This window comes from Sinorhizobium sp. GQ132, from assembly GCF_059758575.1.
On sequence record NZ_JCAXDX010000004.1, the window covers coordinates 360467 to 380060 of the forward strand.

General features: G+C 64.1%; 19 protein-coding genes and 1 other RNA gene. 7 read left to right on the forward strand and 13 right to left on the reverse strand.

Annotated elements, in window-relative coordinates; all coding sequences use genetic code 11:
- Nucleotides 1-5: 5 nt before the first annotated feature.
- Nucleotides 6-1637, reverse strand: a complete 1632-nt coding sequence (nusA, locus tag AC6CIG_RS13415) for a transcription termination factor NusA (protein WP_018093859.1) — start codon at nucleotides 1635-1637, stop codon at nucleotides 6-8.
- A gap of 45 nt (nucleotides 1638-1682) precedes the next feature.
- Nucleotides 1683-2300: a ribosome maturation factor RimP gene (rimP, locus tag AC6CIG_RS13420; protein ID WP_003534362.1), complete on the reverse strand. Its 618-nt coding sequence runs from the start codon at nucleotides 2298-2300 to the stop codon at nucleotides 1683-1685.
- A gap of 207 nt (nucleotides 2301-2507) precedes the next feature.
- On the opposite strand from rimP, the gene AC6CIG_RS13425 reads away from it, so the two are divergent.
- A complete protein-coding gene (locus tag AC6CIG_RS13425) occupies nucleotides 2508-4163 on the forward strand; it encodes an MFS transporter (protein ID WP_018093857.1) in 1656 nt (551 codons plus the stop codon).
- 31 nt (nucleotides 4164-4194) lie between these two features.
- Here AC6CIG_RS13425 and AC6CIG_RS13430 read toward each other — a convergent pair whose 3' ends face one another.
- The 6 genes from AC6CIG_RS13430 to ffs all read right to left on the reverse strand — a co-directional run bounded on the left by AC6CIG_RS13430 (nucleotide 4195) and on the right by ffs (nucleotide 9310).
- Complete coding sequence (locus AC6CIG_RS13430; RefSeq protein ID WP_437408010.1) at nucleotides 4195-5433, reverse strand: lytic murein transglycosylase; 1239 nt, start codon at nucleotides 5431-5433, stop codon at nucleotides 4195-4197.
- 37 nt (nucleotides 5434-5470) lie between these two features.
- Entirely contained in the window at nucleotides 5471-6076 is a 606-nt protein-coding gene (gene recR, locus AC6CIG_RS13435) for a recombination mediator RecR (protein ID WP_018093855.1), read from the reverse strand.
- A 51-nt stretch (nucleotides 6077-6127) separates the two neighbouring features.
- Nucleotides 6128-6739, reverse strand: coding sequence for a LysE family translocator (locus AC6CIG_RS13440; protein WP_437408011.1), 612 nt, complete (start codon nucleotides 6737-6739; stop codon nucleotides 6128-6130).
- Nucleotides 6740-6815: 76 nt separating this feature from the next.
- On the reverse strand, nucleotides 6816-7139 hold the full coding sequence (locus tag AC6CIG_RS13445) for a YbaB/EbfC family nucleoid-associated protein (RefSeq protein ID WP_003533413.1): 324 nt from the start codon (nucleotides 7137-7139) through the stop codon (nucleotides 6816-6818).
- Nucleotides 7140-7246: 107 nt separating this feature from the next.
- Nucleotides 7247-9115 carry a DNA polymerase III subunit gamma/tau gene (locus AC6CIG_RS13450; RefSeq protein ID WP_437408012.1) on the reverse strand — a complete coding sequence of 623 codons (1869 nt, stop codon included), beginning with the start codon at nucleotides 9113-9115 and terminating at the stop codon, nucleotides 7247-7249.
- A gap of 97 nt (nucleotides 9116-9212) precedes the next feature.
- An RNA gene (gene ffs / locus AC6CIG_RS13455) (signal recognition particle sRNA small type) lies at nucleotides 9213-9310 on the reverse strand.
- A 64-nt stretch (nucleotides 9311-9374) separates the two neighbouring features.
- Between ffs and AC6CIG_RS13460 the strand changes: the two genes are divergently transcribed.
- Together AC6CIG_RS13460 and nudC are read left to right on the forward strand one after the other, a co-directional pair.
- Nucleotides 9375-9821 carry an HIT domain-containing protein gene (locus AC6CIG_RS13460; RefSeq protein ID WP_437408013.1) on the forward strand — a complete coding sequence of 149 codons (447 nt, stop codon included), beginning with the start codon at nucleotides 9375-9377 and terminating at the stop codon, nucleotides 9819-9821.
- A gap of 2 nt (nucleotides 9822-9823) precedes the next feature.
- The gene (gene nudC / locus AC6CIG_RS13465) at nucleotides 9824-10804 is read left to right on the forward strand and encodes an NAD(+) diphosphatase (protein ID WP_437408014.1); all 981 of its coding nucleotides are present in this window, start codon (nucleotides 9824-9826) and stop codon (nucleotides 10802-10804) included.
- 122 nt (nucleotides 10805-10926) lie between these two features.
- Here nudC and AC6CIG_RS13470 read toward each other — a convergent pair whose 3' ends face one another.
- From AC6CIG_RS13470 to AC6CIG_RS13480, 3 genes are all read right to left on the reverse strand, one after another.
- Nucleotides 10927-11064, reverse strand: a complete 138-nt coding sequence (locus AC6CIG_RS13470) for a DUF1127 domain-containing protein (RefSeq protein WP_003533421.1) — start codon at nucleotides 11062-11064, stop codon at nucleotides 10927-10929.
- A gap of 168 nt (nucleotides 11065-11232) precedes the next feature.
- The gene (locus tag AC6CIG_RS13475; RefSeq protein ID WP_029961701.1) at nucleotides 11233-12087 is read right to left on the reverse strand and encodes a prephenate dehydratase; all 855 of its coding nucleotides are present in this window, start codon (nucleotides 12085-12087) and stop codon (nucleotides 11233-11235) included.
- Nucleotides 12088-12111: 24 nt separating this feature from the next.
- The gene (locus AC6CIG_RS13480) at nucleotides 12112-12864 is read right to left on the reverse strand and encodes a 3-deoxy-manno-octulosonate cytidylyltransferase (RefSeq protein ID WP_437408015.1); all 753 of its coding nucleotides are present in this window, start codon (nucleotides 12862-12864) and stop codon (nucleotides 12112-12114) included.
- A gap of 153 nt (nucleotides 12865-13017) precedes the next feature.
- Between AC6CIG_RS13480 and AC6CIG_RS13485 the strand changes: the two genes are divergently transcribed.
- Nucleotides 13018-13788: a c-type cytochrome gene (locus AC6CIG_RS13485; protein ID WP_498322813.1), complete on the forward strand. Its 771-nt coding sequence runs from the start codon at nucleotides 13018-13020 to the stop codon at nucleotides 13786-13788.
- Between the two features lie 172 nt (nucleotides 13789-13960).
- Entirely contained in the window at nucleotides 13961-15058 is a 1098-nt protein-coding gene (locus AC6CIG_RS13490) for a branched-chain amino acid aminotransferase (RefSeq protein WP_437408017.1), read from the forward strand.
- 29 nt (nucleotides 15059-15087) lie between these two features.
- Here AC6CIG_RS13490 and AC6CIG_RS13495 read toward each other — a convergent pair whose 3' ends face one another.
- On the reverse strand, nucleotides 15088-16032 hold the full coding sequence (locus AC6CIG_RS13495; protein WP_100669871.1) for an AEC family transporter: 945 nt from the start codon (nucleotides 16030-16032) through the stop codon (nucleotides 15088-15090).
- 201 nt (nucleotides 16033-16233) lie between these two features.
- Here AC6CIG_RS13495 and AC6CIG_RS13500 point away from each other — a divergent pair, with 201 nt between their 5' ends.
- Nucleotides 16234-16503 carry a BON domain-containing protein gene (locus AC6CIG_RS13500; protein ID WP_437408054.1) on the forward strand — a complete coding sequence of 90 codons (270 nt, stop codon included), beginning with the start codon at nucleotides 16234-16236 and terminating at the stop codon, nucleotides 16501-16503.
- A 13-nt stretch (nucleotides 16504-16516) separates the two neighbouring features.
- Here the strand turns inward: AC6CIG_RS13500 and AC6CIG_RS13505 are convergent, their stop codons facing one another.
- Nucleotides 16517-17443: a LysR family transcriptional regulator gene (locus AC6CIG_RS13505; protein ID WP_437408018.1), complete on the reverse strand. Its 927-nt coding sequence runs from the start codon at nucleotides 17441-17443 to the stop codon at nucleotides 16517-16519.
- Between the two features lie 131 nt (nucleotides 17444-17574).
- Between AC6CIG_RS13505 and AC6CIG_RS13510 the strand changes: the two genes are divergently transcribed.
- Nucleotides 17575-19053 (forward strand): MFS transporter, encoded by a 1479-nt coding sequence (locus tag AC6CIG_RS13510; protein ID WP_437411847.1) that lies wholly within the window; start codon nucleotides 17575-17577, stop codon nucleotides 19051-19053.
- Nucleotides 19054-19594 lie beyond the last annotated feature (541 nt).

Sequence of the window (19594 nt, forward strand, 5' to 3'; positions counted from 1 at the left end):
CGCGATCAGGCGTCCTGATCCGCGCCTTCGGCGACCTCGATCGTCTCATCCTGCTCCTGCTCCTCCTCCTCCTGCTGCTTGACCAGATCCTCTTCGGTGATCCAGCCGGCGGCCAGACGAGCCTGCACGATCATCGTTTCGGCCTCTTCCCGGGTGACTTCGAACTTCGAGAAGATGCCCTCGAAACGCTTGGTCTCGCCATCCTTGCGCTCGGTCCAGCCCACGAGGTCGTCGGCGGCGCAGCCGGCAAAGTCCTCGATCGTCTTGATGCCTTCCTCGCCGAGAGCGACCAGCATCTGGCTGTTGAGGCCATCGATCGTCCGCAGCTCGTCGGAAACGCCGAGCTCCTTGCGCTTGGCATCCATTTCCGCCTCGATCTTTTCGAGATATTCGCGGGCGCGGGTCTGGAGCTCGTTTGCCGTATCCTCGTCGAAGCCCTCGATGGAGGAGATTTCGTCGAGTTCGACATAGGCGAGCTCTTCGACCTGGGCGAAGCCCTCGGAGGCGAGCACCTGACCGACCATCTCGTCGACGTCCAGCGCATCCATGAAGAGCTGCGTGCGCTCGTTGAATTCCTTCTGGCGACGCTCGCTTTCCTCCTGCTCGGTGAGGATATCGATGTCCCAGCCGGTCAGCTGCGAGGCAAGGCGCACGTTCTGGCCGCGGCGGCCGATCGCGAGCGAAAGCTGCTCGTCCGGAACCACGACCTCGATGCGTTCCGCGTCCTCGTCGAGAACCACCTTGGCCACTTCCGCCGGCTGCAGCGCATTGACGATGAAGGAAGCCGGATCCGGCGACCAGGGAATGATATCGATCTTCTCGCCCTGAAGCTCGCCGACCACGGCCTGCACGCGCGAGCCGCGCATACCGACGCAGGCGCCGACCGGATCGATCGACGAATCGTTGGAGACGACGGCGATCTTGGCGCGGGAGCCCGGGTCGCGGGCGACCGACTTGATGTGGATGATACCGTCATAGATTTCCGGCACCTCCATGGTGAAGAGCTTCACCATGAACTGCGGATGCGTGCGCGACAGGAAGATCTGCGGTCCGCGCTGCTCGCGGCGGACGTCGTAGACGAAGGCGCGGACGCGGTCGCCATAGCGCATGTTCTCACGCGGGATCATCTCGTCGCGGCGGATGATGCCCTCGCCACGGCCGAGATCGACGATGACGTTGCCGTATTCGACGCGCTTGACGGTGCCGTTGACGATCTCGCCGACGCGATCCTTGAACTCTTCATATTGACGGTCGCGCTCGGCTTCGCGCACCTTCTGCACGATCACCTGTTTGGCGGACTGGGCGGCGATGCGGCCGAAATCCATGGGCGGCAGCGGATCGGCGATGAAATCGCCGAGCTTTGCATCGGGATTGCGGTCGCGGGCGAGCTCGATCGGGATCTGGGTCGAATAGTCTTCGGCCTTTTCGACGACTTCCAGGAGACGCTGGAGACGGATTTCACCGGTCTTCGGATTGATGTCGGCGCGGATGTTCGATTCCGAACCGTAGCGCGAACGAGCCGCCTTCTGGATCGCGTCCGCCATCGCGGCCAGAACGATCTCACGGTCGATGACCTTTTCGCGTGCCACAGCATCTGCGATCTGCAGAAGTTCGAGCCGGTTAGCACTGACTGCCATGTCTTGTCTCCGTCTGTTGCAGGCGCATCGAAAGCGCACCCAGCCTTATTCGTTGTCTGTGTCTTCGTCTTCGAAGTTTTCGTTGGCGGCGCGCGCGGCCTTGGCTTTCTTGTCGGCCGTCAGCGCGTCGCGGATGAGCTCGTCCGTCAGGATCAGTCGCGCCTCCGAAAGCGCCGTGAACGGGATGGCGACTGCCGCCTCTTCACCATAGGCGGGCTGGTCGCGCTCGAGCCGGAAGCCATCCTCGTCCACCGAAACGATCTTGCCGCGAAAGCGCTTGCGCCCGTCGACCATGACCGACGTCTCGCACTTCACCAGATGGCCCTGCCAGCGGATGAAGTCGGACCTGCGCACCATGGGACGATCGATCCCCGGGGACGACACTTCGAGATGATACGCCTTGTCGATCGGATCTTCCACATCCAGAACCGGCGAGATCGCTTTGGAGACCTCCTCGCAATCCTCGACCGTCATGGTGCCGTCGTTGCGTTCGGTCATGACCTGCAGCGTCAGGCCGTTCTGACCGGACATACGCACGCGCACCAGGCGGAAACCCATATCCACGAGCACCGGCTCGATGATGTCGGCAACACGCCGGTCGAGGCCGGTTTCGGTAATCAGCCGGGGTTCATTCGTATTTTCAGCCGTTGTCGTATCGGACAAACGATCCTCTCCTCGTCGGACCGGCTAATAAAAAAGAGCGGGTCCTCACGGCCCCACTCTTCATCTAACCGATCAAGAATTTGAGGCTCATATACGCTTCATTGCCGCAAATTGCAAGGGTCGCGCAGGCGCCGGGTCGGACCTTTCGGCCCGAACGCAAGTTTCAGCGTCTGGCGCATCGCGTTGCGAGGTTTATAACGAAGCAATATGACGAGCAACCGAAAGAGATCAGAGGTGACGAACCGCATATCGCCGTTGGCGCCCTTCAGGCACGACATCTTCCGTACTATCTGGATCGCGAGCCTTGCCTCCAATTTCGGCGGGCTGATCCAGGCCGTGGGTGCGGCCTGGCTTATGACGTCCATTTCGCAATCGGTGAACATGGTGGCGCTGGTGCAGGCCTCGACCTCGCTTCCGATCATGCTCTTCTCGCTGGTTTCCGGCGCACTTGCCGACAATTTCGACCGGCGGCGGATCATGCTCGTCGCGCAGAGCTTCATGCTCGCCGTCTCGGCGCTGCTCACCGTCTGCGCCTATTACGGTATCGTTACGCCGTGGCTACTGCTCATCTTCACCTTTCTTCTCGGCTGCGGCACGGCTCTCAACAACCCGTCCTGGCAAGCCTCGGTCGGCGACATGGTTCCGCGCGACGACCTGCCGGCTGCGGTCGCGCTGAACAGCATGGGATTCAATCTTACCCGCAGCGTCGGTCCGGCGATCGGCGGCGCCATCGTCGCGGCCGCGGGTGCGGCGGCTGCCTTTGCCGCCAACACGCTCAGCTATTTCGCGATTCTCTTCGCGCTCGCCCGATGGAAACCGGTCGCTCCCGAAAACCGGCTGCCGCGCGAGACGCTCGGACGCGCGGTTTCTGCGGGGCTGCGCTACGTGGCGATGTCGCCCAATATCGGCAAGGTGCTCGTGCGCGGCTTCGCCTTCGGCCTTTCGGCGAGCGCCATACTTGCACTGCTGCCGCTGGTGGCACGCGACCTTGTCGGCGGCGGCCCGCTCACCTACGGCGTCATGCTGGGCGCCTTCGGCGTCGGCGCGATCGGCGGCGCGCTCCTGAGTGCAAGGCTGAGGGAATTCCTCACCAGCGAGGCGATCGTGCGCTATGCCTTCGCCGGCTTCGCCTTCAGCGCCCTGGTCACGGCCATCAGCTCGCAGGCCTGGCTGACCTGCCTCGTGCTCGCCGTGTCCGGTGCCTGCTGGGTGCTGGCGCTGTCGCTCTTCAACACGACGGTACAGCTCTCCACGCCGCGCTGGGTCGTCGGCCGGGCGCTTTCGCTCTACCAGACGATGACCTTCGGCGGGATTGCCGGCGGCAGCTGGCTCTGGGGCGTCACTGCCGAACAATACGGCGCGGCCAACGCACTCATCGGCTCCTGTCTGCTAATGCTCGCGGGAGCGGCAATCGGACTGCGCTTCGCCCTGCCGGAGTTCAAGTCGCTCAATCTCGACCCGCTCAACCGCTTCAACGAGCCGCTGCTCGAGCTCGACCTGAAGCCGCGCAGCGGCCCCATCGTCGTCATGATCGACTACGAAATCGCCGATGAGGACATCCCCGAGTTCCTGAAAACGATGGCGGAGCGGAGGCGTATCCGCATCCGCGACGGAGCCGGCCACTGGGCGCTGATGCGCGACCTCGAAAACCCGACCACCTGGACCGAGACCTACCACGTGCCGACCTGGGTCGAATATGTCCGTCACAATCAGCGGCGCACCCAGGCCGACGCCGCCGTCGGCGACAAGCTGACCGCGTTCCATCGCGGCCCGAACCCGCCGCGTGTCCATCGCATGATCGAGCGCCAGACGATCGTTCCCGATCACTACGAGCGCTACAAGCGATCCGTCGAGATGCATTGAGGAGGGCGGAGCCGCCCATCCCCCACGTCACTCACCGAAGCTTTGCTTTCAGCGAAACATCGGGAAAGCATGTCGGCTTGAGGCCGCTCTTCGCCTGCCAGTCGCCGAGCGAGCGGCGCGTCTTGTAGCCCGGCAGCCCGTCGGCCTTGCCGACGTCGTAGCCTTTCGCGACCAGCGCGTTCTGCATCGCGAGCACATCGGATCGCAACATGCCGCCGACATCGCCCCATCTGCCGCGGAAGGCACCGCCGCCGGAAGCGATGCGATCGGCCAGATTGCCGATGTACAGCGCGTAGAGATCGGAATTATTGTATTCCTTGATCACGTAGAAATTCGGCGTGACGATGAATTGCGGTCCATGGGTCCCCGCCGGGACGAGCATCATGCCTGCCGCGGCACGTTCTGCCGCCGGGAAGGCCTTGCCCGAAATGCGGCCGATCCCCATGCCGGCCCATTCGGCGATCGGGCGGGCAAGGTCCGGGCCTTCCTGGGCGCAGGAGACGCCCGACGGGATTGCGACCTCGAAACCCCAGTCGCGCCCGCTCTGCCACCCCTTCTGCGCCAGATAATTGGCAATCGAGGCGAGGCTGTCCGGCACGGAATTCCAGATGTCGCGGCGTCCGTCCCCGTCGAAATCGACGGCATATTTCAGAAAGCTCGAAGGCAGGAACTGCGGCTGGCCCATGGCACCTGCCCAGGAACCGCGCATCTGCGCCTCCTTGACGTCACCGCTGTCGAGAATATGCAGCGCCGCGATCAGTTCGCGCCGGAAAAGCTCGGGCCGGGTCGACATGAAAGCCTTGGTCGCCAGCACATCCATGATCGGATGCGGGATCTTCGCCCGGCCGAAGCCGGATTCCTTGCCCCATATGGCAAGGACGATCGGACCGGGAACACCATAGGTCCTCTCGATCCGCTTCAAGGTCGAGGCGTGGGCGGAGGCGAGGCTGCGGCCCGTCGCGGCAAGACCCTGCAGGCGCTTTTCCGAGAAATAGGATCCGGGAGAGGAAAATTCGGCCTGGCTCTGCTTGCGCTGCTTCGGTTTGGGAAAGCCGGGCGGCGCGAGGTCGGGCAGGTCCCAGTCGAGCCGGACGCCCTCGAACGCTGCTTCGAAGGCCGCATTCGATACGCCGGCCTTCTGCGCCTCCGGCCAGAGATCGTTTCGCAGCCACTGCCGGAACTGCGCTTCGACGTCGGCCTTGGAAGCGGCGAAGGAGAAGGTAGCGAAAGACAGGCAGGCCAGGAGCAGAATGGAAAGGAATCTCAGCATTTCTTTTCCTTGAAACTGAAGCTGCGGAGGCGAATGCTCAAATCACCGTTCTCGCCCGGAGCGCGGCGGCCAGCGTTCCCTCGTCGAGATAGTCGAGCTCGCCGCCGACGGGCACGCCGTGGGCGAGGCGCGTGATCCTCACCGGCATGCCCTCGAGTCGATCGGTGATGTAATGCGCCGTCGTCTGGCCCTCGACGGTCGCGTTGACGGCGATGATCAGCTCGCGCACGTCGCCCTTGGCGACGCGGTCGATGAGGCCCCTGATGTTCAGATCCTCCGGCCCGATGCCGTCGAGCGGCGACAGCGTGCCGCCGAGCACGTGATAGGCGGCGTTCATGGCGCCGGCGCGCTCCAGCGCCCAGAGATCGGCGACGTCTTCGACCACGATGATCACCGCCTGGTCGCGCTGCTCGTCGGTGCAGACCGTGCAGGGGTCGATAGTGTCGACATTGCCGCAGCAGGAACAGATCTTGACCTTGCGATGGGCCTCGCCCATGGCCTCGGCAAGGGGGCCGAGCAACTGTTCCTTCTTCTTGACGAGATGCAGCGCCGCGCGGCGGGCGGAACGAGGCCCGAGGCCCGGGACCTTCGCCAGGAGCTGGATCAGCTTTTCGATTTCGGGGCCGGTGACTCGCTTTGCCATGCCCGGCTTTTAGACCAACCGTCTATCGCCGCCAATGGGAATCGTAGCGCTTCAGCGCGTGGCGATGGCCACTGCCGCGCCTGCCATCGTGCCTGCGCTGGCACGGTTCACGATCCTTACTGCCCGGCGGCTCTTGAGGAACTGCCGCGCCTTTGCGGCCATAAGCACCCAGGCGACATCGATCGCGACGAGGACTACGAACATGGTCGCGACCAGTTCGGCCCAGCCGAAGAGGGTGACGGAGCCGAGATCGATGATCGAGGGCAGCAGCGCCACATAGAACATCATGATCTTGGGATTGCCGAGCGTGATCGTCAGCCCGGCGAAGAACATCTTCGATGCAGATCGCGCCTCCGGCAGGCTTTCGCCGGGCGTTTGCGGCTCGGCCGACCACATCTTCCAGGCGAGGAAGAGGAGATAGGCGACGCCCGCCCATTTGATCGCGACGAACATCCAATGGAACGTCTCGGCGATCGCCGCGAGACCGGCAACCGCAAAGGAGAGCCAGATCGCCTCACCGATCCACATGGCCGCGAGGAACGGCAAGACGTCGCGGGCGCCCTTGGACAGCACCCGGGCGACGAGCGCGGCAATGCTCGGCCCCGGCGACCCAGCGGCAATCAGCAGCGCCCCGGCAAAGACGAGCAGCGTTGCGACGGTCATGTCACTCCCTCCTCCGGCAAACGGTCCGCAAGATAGCACGCATCTCGGCTGGCGCCAGCCTCTGCGGGGCCGAGGATCAGAACGGCAGCTTCATGCCCGGGGGGATCGGCAGACCGGCGGTCAGTTCGCGGGTTTTTTCCGCCTGCACCGCCTCGGCTTTGTCCTTGGCATCCTTATGGGCCGCGACGATCAGATCTTCGAGGATCTCGACATCGTCTTCCTTGAAGAGCGAGGGATCGACCTTAAGGCTTTTCATGTGGCCCTTGCCGTCGAGACGGACGGTGACGAGCCCGCCGCCGGAAGTGCCGTCGATTTCGAGCGCGGCGATCTCCGCCTGCATTTTCTCCATCTTGGCCTGCATTTCCTTGACCTTGCCCATCATGCCCATGATGTCGCGCATCGTCGTCTCCTGTTCTCTGGTATTCTTTGGCCCTACGCACTTCCGGACGAAAACCGTTACACGCTTTTCCTGGAAATACTCTGAAGCGCCGCGTCCGTGCGACGCGGCTACTCGATGTCGTCTCCCGGGACGATGTCGCCGTCCTCGGATTCGGCCGCGGCCGGAGCGAGGCTCTCGACCTCCTCTGCCGCCGCGCGGATGCGCACGTCGGTGATCCTGGCCCCTGGAAAGCGCGCAAGAATGGCAGCGACGTCCGGGTCCTGGCGCGCATCGTTGACGCGCTGCTCCTGCGCGCGCTGCTCGGCCTCGACCAGCGTCGGTTCGCCCTGCTCCCGGCTGTAGCTGACGACCCAATGGATACCCGTCCATTCCTTGAGCTTGACTGCGAGTTCGTTCAGCAGCGTCTTCGGTGCGTCGTCGGGCAGATTGACGTCGAGCCGGCCGGGTTCGATATGCACGAGCCTCAGGAAACCGCGCACCATCGTCTTCAGCTTGATGTCGCGGTTCTTGGCGCAGAGATCGGCGATGTCGCCGATGGAACTGACAGCAACCTTCGGTTCGGGTTTAGGAGCGGCACTCGCCACCGTGCGCTCTTCGATGCGGCCGATACCGATCGGCTGGGCCGCGGAGCTCGGCACGGCGCGCAGCATGGTCGCGCCATTGCCGCTTGGACGCGAAACGGCCGTCTCCACGGCGCGAGCTTCGACCGGGGTGCCTGCAGGCGCCTGCGCACCGCCACCGCCGTTCGGGGCCGGGCGCCCGCCGCCTTCGCCACCCGAAAGATCGAGAAGCCGCCGCGCGGCCTCTTCGGGCGAAGGCAGATGGGCGGCATGGGCGAGCCTGATCAGCACCATCTCGGCAGCACCTGCGGGGCGCGCCGAGCTCTCCGCCTCGGGAATGCCCTTGAGCAGCATCTGCCAGACGCGCGACAGCGTCGTCACCGCAACGCTGCCGGCGAATTCGGCCCCGCGCGTGCGCTCGATCTCGCTCAGCGACTGGTCGTTGACCGCGTCGGGCACATATTTCAGCCTTGTCACGAGGTGGGTGAAGTCGGCAAGGTCGGTGAGGACCACGGTCGGATTGGCGCCGGCTTCGTATTGCGCGGCGAACTCGCCAAGCGCAGCGGCGACGTCGCCCTTGATGACATGCTCGAACAGATCGACGATCCGCGCCCGGTCGGCAAGGCCGAGCATCGAACGCACGGTTTCGATCTCGACCGAACCGCCGCCATGGGCGATCGCCTGATCGAGCAGCGACAGGCCGTCGCGCGCCGAGCCTTCCGCTGCCCGCGCCACCATCGCCAGCGCCTCCGGATCGAAGGGCACTCCCTCCTTGCCGAGAATGGTGGAGAAGAGGCCGACCAGATCGGAAGCGCTGATGCGCCGGAGATCGAAGCGCTGGCAGCGCGACAGGACGGTAATCGGAACCTTGCGGATTTCGGTCGTCGCGAAAATGAACTTCACATGCTCCGGCGGCTCCTCGAGCGTCTTCAGCAAGCCATTGAAGGCCTGCGTCGAGAGCATGTGCACTTCGTCGATGATATAGACCTTGTAGCGCGCGGAGACCGGCCGATAGCGTACCTGCTCGATGATCTCGCGGATATCGTCGATCCCGGTATGCGAGGCGGCGTCCATCTCGATCACGTCGACATGGCGGCCGTCCATGATCGCCTGGCAATGTTCGCCGGGGACGCGAAGGTCGATGGTGGGCTTGTCGATCTCGGCGGTCTTGTAGTTCAGCGCCCGTGCCAGGATACGCGCCGTCGTCGTCTTGCCGACGCCGCGAACGCCGGTCAGCATATAGGCCTGGGCGATGCGGCCGGTTTCGAAGGCGTTGGTGAGCGTGCGCACCATCGGCTCCTGGCCGACCATCAGGTCGGAGAAGTCCTTGGGGCGGTATTTGCGCGCCAGAACACGGTAGGCGGCCGGTTTCTCGACGGGTAAAATCGGGGATGAAGTGGGCGCTTCGTCGCTCATCGACCCTGCCGCTGTTCGAACTCTTGTCCCGACAGGGACAAAGAAAGTGGTGCCCCGACAGGGACGAAGAAGGTGGTGTCCCGACAGGACGGAGAAGGTGGGAGGCTGGCACGATGACCCGTGCCGGGGCTCGTTAGGGCTGCTTCCTTCCGGACCTGACCCGGTTGGCGAGTGGCTCGTCCACCACCAACCTCCCGGCTTTCATATCGGCAATATCCGCAGCAAATGCAAGCCAAGCCTTCAAAAAACTGGTATCGATATGCAAAACAAAGCGAATCCGTTTGATGCCGAGGAGAGTTTCTTGACGACCTTCACGCTTGACGAGCGACTTGAGCGCGACGGCATACCGATCGGCACGCTCGGGCTGTGCCAGATGCGGCTGATGAACGATCGGCGCTGGCCCTGGCTGATCCTCGTACCCCAACGCGCCGACATAACGGAGGTCTTCGAACTGACGCCGCTCGACCAGGCGATGCTCACCTTCGAGACCAATATGGTAGCGGCAGGCCTGAAGAAGGCGACCGGCGCCGTAAAGATCAATATCGGCGCGCTCGGCAACATCGTCCGGCAGCTTCACGTGCATATCATCGCCCGTCGTGAAGGCGATCCGAACTGGCCGGGCCCGGTCTGGGGCTTCGGCAAGGCCGAGCCGTGGCCGGAGGAGGAGCACAGGGCATTCGCAGCACGCATCATGGAAAATCTCTGAGCATGACGAAAACGATCTTCGATCTTCACAGCCCGCACCCCGAGCCGAGCACGCTCGTCGCCTTCGCGGAGAACCACCTGGACCGCCGGTCCGAGCATCGCCCCGACGACTGCATCGAGGCGGCGCTCAAGCATCCCGGCGCGCATTTCCTGGCTTTTTCCGGGGCGAAGCTTATCGTCAAGCACGACGAGAAGGTCATCGATCCGCTCTTCGCGCCCTATGAACTGGCGGGGCTCGAGCCGACCATGGACGATGCGGTCCTGCTCGGCTTTCTGCCGAATGGCGAGCCGCGTCTTGCCGTGCCTTCGGGGCTGACGGAGGAGACGGTGCCGGAGCCCTTCAAGATCGCCGATGCCCGCACGCTCTATCGCCAACAGATGCTGCCGGAAAACCTGCTGGGGCAGTTTGCGCAGGCGTCGAGCCTGATCGTCTGGAACGCCGGCAACCGGTTCTGCGGCCGCTGCGGCGGCCCGATGGACGGTGCGGCCGGCGGTTATAGGCGCATCTGTACGGCCTGCGGGCACATGGTCTTCCCGCGTACCGATCCGGTCGTTATCATGCTGACGATCGATGTCGAGCGCGATCAATGCCTGCTCGGCCGCAGCCCGCATTTTACGCCGGGCATGTATTCCTGCCTCGCCGGTTTCGTCGAGCCGGGCGAGACGATCGAAAACGCGGTGCGGCGGGAAACGCTCGAGGAGTCCGGCATCCGGATCGGCCGCGTGCGCTATCATGCGTCGCAGCCCTGGCCGCTCCCCCATTCGCTGATGATCGGCTGCTATGCGGAAGCGAAGTCGACCGCCATCAAGCGCGACGAACAGGAACTGGAAGACGTCCGCTGGTTCACGCGGGCGGAAACCGAGGCGATGCTGGAGCGCGCCACGGGCGTCGCCGACACCGGAGACGAGCACATTCCGCCGCCGAAGGGCGCCATTGCGCACCAGCTCATGCGCGACTGGCTCGCCTGGCCCGAGCGCAGCTGAGGTGCCATGTTTGAACGCCCGTAAGCAAACGTGCGTATAAAACGCTCACACCCCGCACGGAGGCGGGGTGTGGAAGACTTCGGATGTCGCGCGGTCAAATGCGGCGCGGGGTCATCCCGGTATTAACGGCCGTAAACGGCTGCCTGAATCTGGGAACGGGAAATACCGATATCGCTCAGGGCGTGATCGTCGAGAGCGTTCAGCTCGCGGACCGCACGGCGCATCTTTACGTATTCCGTAATCTTCTGACGGATTTTCATCTTTTTAGCTCCTTCTTTGTACGAGAGCTAAATAGGCATTTGCCTAAGATTTAAGTAGTTCCATGATTGCAAATTAGGCATGCACTGGACGCGTAGCCGGTTAACGAGTTTTGCCGTTTTCTCGTGCCGTCCGGGGTGAAGCGGGTCGGCCGAAGCCGCACCGCATGGTCAGAGCACGCCGCGCATCGGATGCGCCGGATAGGTGCCGAGGATGCGCACATTTTCCGAGAAGAAGCGCAGCTCGTCCATCGCGTGGCGCACGCCTGTATCGTCGGGATGCCCCTCGATGTCCGCATAGAACTGGGTCGCCACGAACTTGCCGCCGAGCTGGTAGCTCTCGAGCTTGGTCATGTTGATCCCGTTCGTCGCGAAGCCGCCCATCGCCTTGTAGAGCGCCGCCGGGATATTGCGCACGTTGAAGACGAAGGTCGTGATGATCAGTTCGTCCTTCGAGGTGCGGGCAACCCTGCTCTCCTCTCTGGACAGCACCACGAAGCGCGTGACGTTGCTGTCGGTGTCCTCGACGTTCTCGGCGATGATGTCGAGGCCGTAGAGGTCGGCGGCAAGACGCGGAGCAAGCGCCGCCATCGAGCGGTCGCCCACTTCCTTGACGAGCTTGGCGGCGCCGGCAGTATCGCCCGCGACCACCGGCTTCCACCCGTTGGCACGCACGATCTTGCGACACTGGCCGAGCGCATGGATATGGCTGTGCACGGTGCGGATTTCCTCGCGCCCGACGCCGGGCAGCACCATCAGCTGGAAGCGAATCGGCATGAAATATTCGCCGACGATATGCAGGCGCGATTCCGGCAGGAGGTGATGGATGTCGGCGACGCGTCCGGCAATCGTGTTTTCGATCGGGATCATGGCGAGATCGGCCTCGCCGTTTTCAACCGCCAGGAAAGCGTCCTCGAAGGTCTGGCACGGCAGCGGCTCCATCGACGGGAACATGTCGCGGCAGGCCATGTCGGAATTGGCGCCGTAGTCGCCCTGGAATGAAATCCGGTTGGTCTTGGCGGTCACTTTGGTCCCCTTGATGTCGGAATGTCAGACGCGGGCGGAAAGGATGCGGCGGGCCTTGTCGAGATCGGCCGGCGTGTCGACCCCGAGCGGCACGGAGTCCACGATCTCGACATCGATGCGCATACCCGCTTCGAGCGCCCGCAACTGCTCCAGCGATTCGCGTTTCTCGAGCGTCGACGGCTTCAGCGAAACGAAGCTTTCCAGCGCCTTGCGACGATAGGCGTAAAGCCCGATGTGGTGATAGAGGGGGCCTTCGCCGTAGGGTGCGGTGGCGCGGGTGAAATAGAGCGCGCGAAAGCGGCTTTCGGAAAGCGGCGAGCCGACGACCTTGACGACGTTGGGATTGGTCTTTTCGTGTTCGTCGGTGATCGCCACGGTCAGCGTGGCGATGTCGGTCGAGGCATTTTCCAGCGGCTTCAGCGCCGCACGAATGGGACCGGGCTCGATCGTCGGAAGATCGCCCTGAACGTTGATGACGATTTCCGCTTCGCCATGCGGATCGGCCTTCAGAAGGGCCTCGTGGATCCGGTCGGAGCCCGACTGGTGATCGACGCGCGTCATGATCGCTTCGAAGCCGGCGCCGGTCACGGCCGCGAAGACATCGGGATGATCGACTGCCACCACGATCCGCCCGACCTCGGCCTCCGCCGCCCGCCTTGCCACCTGCACGATCATCGGCAGGCCGCAAATGTCGGCAAGCGGCTTGCCGGGAAGGCGAGTCGACGCTATGCGCGCCGGAATGAGTACGAGGGTTTTGCCCGATTGTTCACGATTCATCGTTCGGCCTTCGAAAACCCGGAAAAAGTGTCAAAACGTCTCACTCCGGGGTTGATAATCTCTGTTGCAACGCAGAGCCAAAAGACATAGGTTCCGCGCGATTTCAAGATGGGCCGGTTTTTTGTTTGCCGGTGGCTAAGGGAGCGTTTGCAGATGAATCCATATGTGAACATGGGTGTGGGTGCCTTGTTGGGTACGGTCTTCGTTCTGATGTCCGTATCCATTGCGTCGGAAGGCATTTTCCATTCCGAAGCTCCCGAGAAGGAAGGTTTCGCCATCGTCGCCGAGGAAGCGGCAGGCGAAGCGGGTGCTGCCGGCGGCGAGGAAGCGAAGTCCGAACCGATCGGGCCACTGCTCGCCAGCGCCGATGCCTCCGCCGGCGAGGCCGTGTTCAAGAAATGCGCAAGCTGTCACACCATCGAGAAGGGCGGACCGAACAAGGTCGGCCCGAACCTCTGGGGCATCGTCAACCGCCCGATCGCCTCGCATGAGGGCTTCAGCTATTCCGCGGGCATGCAGACCTTTTCCGAAGGCGGCAAGGTCGTGTGGGACTACGATCATCTGAGCTACTTCCTCGAAGCGCCGAAGAAGCACGTGCCGGGCACGGCCATGGGCTTCGCGGGCCTCAAGAAGACCGACGAGCGCGCCAACCTGATCGCATGGATGCGTGAAAAGGCCGACAGCCCGGCCCCGCTGCCGGACGCCGCCGCGGCAGGCTCCACCGAGGCAGCACCCGCTGCAGGTCAGGAGGGACAGGCTCCCGCCGCTGCTGAAGCTCCGGCTCCTGCCGAGGGCGGTGCGGCTCCTGCCGAGGGCGGTGCGGCTCCCGCAGCCACTGAAGCCAGCCCGGCCCCTGCTCCCGCCGAAGGCGGAGCAGCTCCGGCAGGTCAGACCGGCGCTCCGGCGCCGGCTCCGGCAAACTGACTGCGGTCAGCACACGGCCAGACTTCCTGAAAAACCCGGTCGGTCGATCGGGTTTTTTCACATCCCGCAGATGTGATGAGCCTGGCCGCATGATGATATAGAATGGCCTTCACCATTCGACATATGCAACGCGAGCGACACCAACCGCTCGGAACGAAGGAGCAGACGACAGATGACCGGTAGCGGTGAGCAGACTTTCCTGTTCGAGCAGAACCCGACCAGAATGGCGACCGGCGAGCGCGATGCGCTGCTTGCCAATCCGGGCTTCGGGCGCGTGTTCACCGATCACATGGCGACGATCCGCTATTCCGAGGGCCGCGGCTGGCACGATGCGAAGATCGGCCCGCGAAAGGCGTTCGATCTCGATCCGTCGACACTCGTTCTGCATTATGCCCAGGAGATCTTCGAGGGCATGAAGGCGTATCGCCTTCCCGACGGAGGCGCCACGCTGTTTCGCCCCGACGCCAATGCGCGCCGTTTCCGCAATTCCGCGCTTCGGCTCGCAATGGCGCCGCTGCCGGAGGAGCTGTTCGTCCAATCCGTGCGCGAACTGGTTCGTATCGACCGCGACTGGATTCCCGCCGGTGAAGGAGCCGCGCTCTATCTCCGGCCGTTCATGATCGCGACGGAAGTGCTCCTCGGCGTGAAGCCCTCGGCTGAATACCTCTACTGCGTCGTTGCTTCCTCGGTCGGTTCCTACTTCAAGGGCGGCGCCCCGGCCGTCACCATATGGGTTTCGGAGAATTACACCCGGGCAGCGCCCGGCGGCACCGGCGAGGCCAAATGCGGCGGCAACTATGCCGCGAGTCTTGCGGCGCAGGCGGAGGCGATGCAGGAGGGCTGCGAGCAAGTGGTGTTCCTCGACGCGGTCGAGCGCCGCTTCGTCGAAGAGCTCGGCGGCATGAACGTCTTCTTCGTCTTCCGCGACGGCTCGCTGCAGACGCCGCCGCTGACGGGCACGATCCTGCCGGGCATCACGCGCGATTCGCTGATCACGCTTGCCCGCGATATGGGGCTTACGGTGCGTGAAGAGCCCTATGCCATCGATCAATGGCAGGCGGATGCGGAAAGCGGCCGCCTCACCGAGGCCTTCGCCTGCGGGACGGCTGCGGTCGTAACGCCGATCGGCAAGGTCAAGGGCCGTGAACACAGCTTCACCATTGGCGACGGCGGAGCCGGTCCGGTTGCCGGCCGCCTGAAGGCAGCCTTGCTGGACATCCAGAACGGCCGCGCGCCGGACCCGCATGGCTGGCTCGACCGGCTGTTTTGAGCGCAGCCTTCGGTCAGGAATCCCGCCCGTCACATCAGCAGATAGGCCCACACCGACACGCTGACCACGCCGAGCGCAGTGGTCAGGGTGATGGTCGAGGAGGCGAGCGCATGCCCGACATTGAAGTGGTTGGCGATCAGCCAGGCGTTGACGCCGGTCGGAACCGACGAGGTCAGCACCAGCGCCGCGGTCCAGCTGTCGCTCAGCCCTAACAGATGGCAGGCGGCGAAGACGGCGCCGGGCAGCACCAGGAGTTTGAGGGTGCTCGTCACGGCCGCGAGCCCGGTATTGCCGGCAAGACCGTACTTGTCGAGGGCCATGCCGATCGAGACGAGCGCCGCAGGCGCTGCCACGCCCGCAAGCTGGTCGACGACGATCTTCACCGGTCCGCCGAGCGGTTGTCCGAGGAGATGGAACAGAGCGCCGAAGGCAAGGCCGATCACGAGGGGATTGCGGACGAGGTTGCGGGCAACTCCGCCCATGAGCTTCCAGATGCCCTGCCCGGGTGCGCCGGTCGTCTGACGTTCCGCGCGCTCCATCATCACCGTTCCGGCAATCATCATGACCGGCAGATGGACGGAGAGAAGGATCGACAGCGCAACGATACCGTCTTGGCCGACAAGGCGGGAAACGAGCGGCAGGCCGATGAAGACCGTATTGGCGAAGGCGGACGAAACGCCGGCAAGCACCCCCATGCGCGCGTCCCGGCCGAAGCCGAGCGTCGCCGCCAGATGGCCGATGGTCCAGGTCACCGCGACGCCGGAGAAATAGGCAACCCAGAGCGGCCAGGGCGACCCTTCCTTGAAATCGGCCTCGGCGATGGTACGGAAGAGCAGCACCGGCACCGCGACGCGGAAGACGAAATCGCCGAGCGCTTCGCCGACGGCCGGCTTCAGATAGCCGAGCCGGACGATGAGCCAGCCGGTCAGGATCAGGACGAAAATCGGTAGAACGTTCAGGAAGACGTCGGACATGGAAGAGCCTTGATGGGTTTCCAAGCCATAGCCCTGTTCGAGCCGTGGAGGCAAGGGACGCGCATGCTGCCGGCCTTCTTGATTAGGCCAACCCAAGCCAACATGCAGCAATTACAGAAGAATCAGCGCGAACGCGGCCATGCGCGACCGGAACATTCCGGGGCTGCCAAGCGTTGCGATCAAGGACGGGAACGACCAGAAATGCCGAGCGAATACCCGAAATACTCTCACAAGGACGACGATCCTCATCTGACCGATGACGATCTGGCGGAGAAAGTTCTGCATTTCCTTCGCTACGCAACTGCGATCGATACGAGCGACATGGAGGTGATCGCTTTAGGCAACATCGTCGTGCTCTCCGGTACGGTTGGAAGCGAAGCGGACATTGCCTCTGCCGGCGAAGCGGCCGCCTCGGTCATCGGTGTTTCGAGCGTGGAGAACGAACTAAGGGCGCGCGAAGATACAAAGTGAAGCGCGCCGTTTCTCAACCGGCCAGGGCCGGCATGTCTGAGCCTTGCGCGGTGCAAACCTCGCGAATGCAGCCGCGCAGCCAGCGATGCGCCGGATCGGCATCGAGCCGCGGATGCCAGAGCAGCGAAACCGTGATCTGCGGCAAGGAGAAGGGCAGCGCAAAGCTGTGCATTCCCTGACGCAAGGCGCTGGTGTGGCGCTCAGGAACGCTGGCGATCAGATCCGTGGAGCGAGCCAGCGCCAGGGCGCTCGAAAAGCCGCCCACAATGGTAACGACCTCGCGCTCCAATCCGATCGACCTCATTATATCATCGATGCCGACAGCCGCCTTCTCCGGCCCCCGCCGTGAAACAAGGATGTGCCTGCCGGCTGCGTAGCGGGCCGGTGTTACCTCGCCCCCGCTCAAAGCGTGGCCATTGCGCACGACGCCGATGAACCGGTCCCGGAACAGAGCCTGCGTCCGCAACTCCGGCCCTGTCGCCTCGCCCACCACACCAGTTTCGAGATCGACGCTCCCGTCCCGAAGCGGGCCGCTGTCCTTGTCCGATTTCTGCACGAAGGCCAGGCGTAGTCCGGGGGCTTCCGCGCCGAGCCGGGCAAGGAGGTTCGGCCCGAAGTTTTCGACGAAGCCGTCGCTGGTGCGCAGCGTGAACGTCCGAACGAGCCGTTTCAGGTCGAGTTTCTCCTGCGGCCGCAGGACGGATTGCGCCTCCTCCACCAGCCGGCCGACCTTCTCGCGCAGCTCGAGCGCACGCGGCGTCGCAACGAGGCCGCGCCCGGCCCGAACCAGAAGCGGGTCGCCGGTCGTCTCGCGCAATCGCTGAAGCGCCCGGCTCATTGCCGAGGGGCTCAGGCGCAGCCGCTTGGCAGCGCGCGCGACGCTGCCTTCTGCGAGCAGCACGTCGAGGACGACGAGGAGATTGAGATCGGGTTTCGGCATGCGGCGACAGTAGCACAGATTTCAATCGGACATGGCGTGAAACACACGAATGAAGTGCAAATCGTGCGTGTTCCGCCATGACGGTCGAGCGGTTAGCTTCTCCTCGGAACGCTTCAGGGTCCGGGGAAGGAATGTTCATGCCGAAACCAGCCGTTGCCGCGCGAGATGATGCCGCAGGTGCAAATCCGCACAGAGCCGCCTCGGCCCGATGGGCGCTCGCCAGCCTTTCGCTCTCCATGCTGCTGTCCTCGCTCGGCACCAGCATCGCGAATGTCGGCCTGCCGAGCCTCGCCACGGCGTTCTCCGCCTCGTTCCAGCAGGTCCAATGGGTCGTCCTTGCCTATCTCCTTGCCATTACCACCCTCATCGTCGGTGTCGGCCGGCTCGGCGACATCGTCGGGCGCCGGCGGCTGTTGCTTGCCGGGATCCTGCTCTTTACCGTGGCTTCGGGCTTGTGCGGCGCTGCACCAAGCCTGCAGCTCCTCATTGCCGCCCGGGCGGTTCAGGGGCTCGGTGCGGCGGTCATGATGGCGCTCGCCACGGCCCTGGTCGGAGAGACCGTGTCGAAGGAAAAGACCGGTGGCGCCATGGGCCTGCTGGGCACCATGTCTGCGATCGGAACCGCGCTGGGGCCGTCGCTCGGCGGCGTCATCATCGCCGGTCTCGGCTGGCAGGCGATCTTCCTCGTTAACGTGCCGCTCGGCGCTTTGACCCTTCTTCTCGCGCACCGCTCGCTGCCCGCCGATCTCCAAAGGCCCGCGGCCAGGCAAGCAGGCTTCGACGTTCCGGGCACGGTGCTGCTCGGCCTGACGCTGGCCGCCTATGCACTCGCCATGACCGTTGGGCGCGATCGATTCGGTCCGCTCAACATGGCTCTCCTGGCCGCCGCCGTCGTCGGCGCCGGCCTCTTCGTACTGGCCGAGCGGAGAGCGGCGACCCCCTTGATCCGGATCGAGGCTCTGCGGGACCCGGTGCTCGGTGCGGGGCTTGCCATGAGCGCACTCGTCTCGACGGTGATGATGGCAACGCTGGTGGTCGGGCCGTTCTACCTCTCGCGCTCGCTCGGCCTCGGCGAAGCGCTGGTCGGGATCGTCATGTCGGCGGGTCCGGTCGTCTCCGCCCTGAGCGGTCTGCCGGCCGGCCGTGCCGTCGACCGTCTGGGAGCCCCGTTCATGATCGTCGCAGGTCTCCTCGCAATGGCCGCCGGCTCATTCGCCCTGACGGTGCTTCCGGAGATGTTCGGCGTCGCCGGCTACCTGGCCGCCATGCTTATCCTGACGCCGGGTTACCAGCTGTTCCAGGCGGCCAACAATACGGCCGTGATGGTGGAAGTCCGCCCGGACCGGCGCGGCGTCGTCTCCGGAATGCTCAATCTCTCGCGCAATCTCGGGCTCGTCACCGGCGCGTCGGTCATGGGAGTCGTCTTCGCCTTCGCATCGGCTGCACCCGAGATCGCGGCCGCATCACCCGTGGCCGTTGCCGCCGGCATGCGGATCACTTTCACAGTCGCGGGCGTCCTGGTCATGGCAGCACTCGTCATCGCGCTCCGGAGCCGCGCTCTCTTGATGCGCGCTTCCGCCGGCGCAGCACTACGCGACGAAGATCGGTGAGGTACGGCTGTCGGCACCATCTTGCTTCGTCAGTGGCGGGAACCCTGCCGGCTGCGTTCGACGACTGGTCCGTCACCGACAACACGGTCGATCACGAGCGTCGCAGACGTCGGGCTGTGGCGTAAAAACGGCGGCGATCTACGGCGCGCATGTTACTTGGTGACGTTGCGGCCGTCGGCGGCGATCGGCGGCAATATCGCACTATAGAGGGCAATCGGGGCTGATGGCGGGCCATGCGGGATAGCGATGAGAACTATATCTATTCCATAGCCCTCTATAGCCCTCCCAAATAGGTATAAGCGGACGGCAAGAGCCGTCCGTCAGAGCCCGCGAAGCTGCGTACCCAGAATAATGGGTGCTTGCGATGCCCATCCGTCACGGTGGCTTGCTCAGGGAAGGATATGACAGGGTTGAATTTCGGGCGTCATGATGGTCACCGCCCGCCGTGCACGAGTTGCCGCGACGTGGAGGTTGAAGCGTGCAGAGCGCTCGCCATCAGTGCTGGGACTCTGGACGTAGCGAATTCTTGTTTGCCAAATTA

What these genes read in the sequence shown, in the direction of transcription:
- AC6CIG_RS13470 (WP_003533421.1), bottom strand. Translation starts at nt 11,064, where the DNA reads ATGAAAATCCGTCAGAAGATTACGGAATACGTAAAGATGCGCCGTGCG.
- recR (WP_018093855.1), bottom strand. Translation starts at nt 6,076, where the DNA reads ATGGCAAAGCGAGTCACCGGCCCCGAAATCGAAAAGCTGATCCAGCTC.
- AC6CIG_RS13485 (WP_498322813.1), top strand. Translation starts at nt 13,018, where the DNA reads ATGAATCCATATGTGAACATGGGTGTGGGTGCCTTGTTGGGTACGGTC.
- AC6CIG_RS13425 (WP_018093857.1), top strand. Translation starts at nt 2,508, where the DNA reads ATGACGAGCAACCGAAAGAGATCAGAGGTGACGAACCGCATATCGCCG.
- AC6CIG_RS13495 (WP_100669871.1), bottom strand. Translation starts at nt 16,032, where the DNA reads ATGTCCGACGTCTTCCTGAACGTTCTACCGATTTTCGTCCTGATCCTG.
- AC6CIG_RS13510 (WP_437411847.1), top strand. Translation starts at nt 17,575, where the DNA reads ATGTTCATGCCGAAACCAGCCGTTGCCGCGCGAGATGATGCCGCAGGT.
- AC6CIG_RS13460 (WP_437408013.1), top strand. Translation starts at nt 9,375, where the DNA reads ATGCAAAACAAAGCGAATCCGTTTGATGCCGAGGAGAGTTTCTTGACG.
- AC6CIG_RS13430 (WP_437408010.1), bottom strand. Translation starts at nt 5,433, where the DNA reads ATGCTGAGATTCCTTTCCATTCTGCTCCTGGCCTGCCTGTCTTTCGCT.
- AC6CIG_RS13500 (WP_437408054.1), top strand. Translation starts at nt 16,234, where the DNA reads ATGCCGAGCGAATACCCGAAATACTCTCACAAGGACGACGATCCTCAT.
- AC6CIG_RS13445 (WP_003533413.1), bottom strand. Translation starts at nt 7,139, where the DNA reads ATGCGCGACATCATGGGCATGATGGGCAAGGTCAAGGAAATGCAGGCC.
- nudC (WP_437408014.1), top strand. Translation starts at nt 9,824, where the DNA reads ATGACGAAAACGATCTTCGATCTTCACAGCCCGCACCCCGAGCCGAGC.
- AC6CIG_RS13480 (WP_437408015.1), bottom strand. Translation starts at nt 12,864, where the DNA reads ATGAATCGTGAACAATCGGGCAAAACCCTCGTACTCATTCCGGCGCGC.
- AC6CIG_RS13490 (WP_437408017.1), top strand. Translation starts at nt 13,961, where the DNA reads ATGACCGGTAGCGGTGAGCAGACTTTCCTGTTCGAGCAGAACCCGACC.
- AC6CIG_RS13440 (WP_437408011.1), bottom strand. Translation starts at nt 6,739, where the DNA reads ATGACCGTCGCAACGCTGCTCGTCTTTGCCGGGGCGCTGCTGATTGCC.
- nusA (WP_018093859.1), bottom strand. Translation starts at nt 1,637, where the DNA reads ATGGCAGTCAGTGCTAACCGGCTCGAACTTCTGCAGATCGCAGATGCT.
- AC6CIG_RS13450 (WP_437408012.1), bottom strand. Translation starts at nt 9,115, where the DNA reads ATGAGCGACGAAGCGCCCACTTCATCCCCGATTTTACCCGTCGAGAAA.
- AC6CIG_RS13505 (WP_437408018.1), bottom strand. Translation starts at nt 17,443, where the DNA reads ATGCCGAAACCCGATCTCAATCTCCTCGTCGTCCTCGACGTGCTGCTC.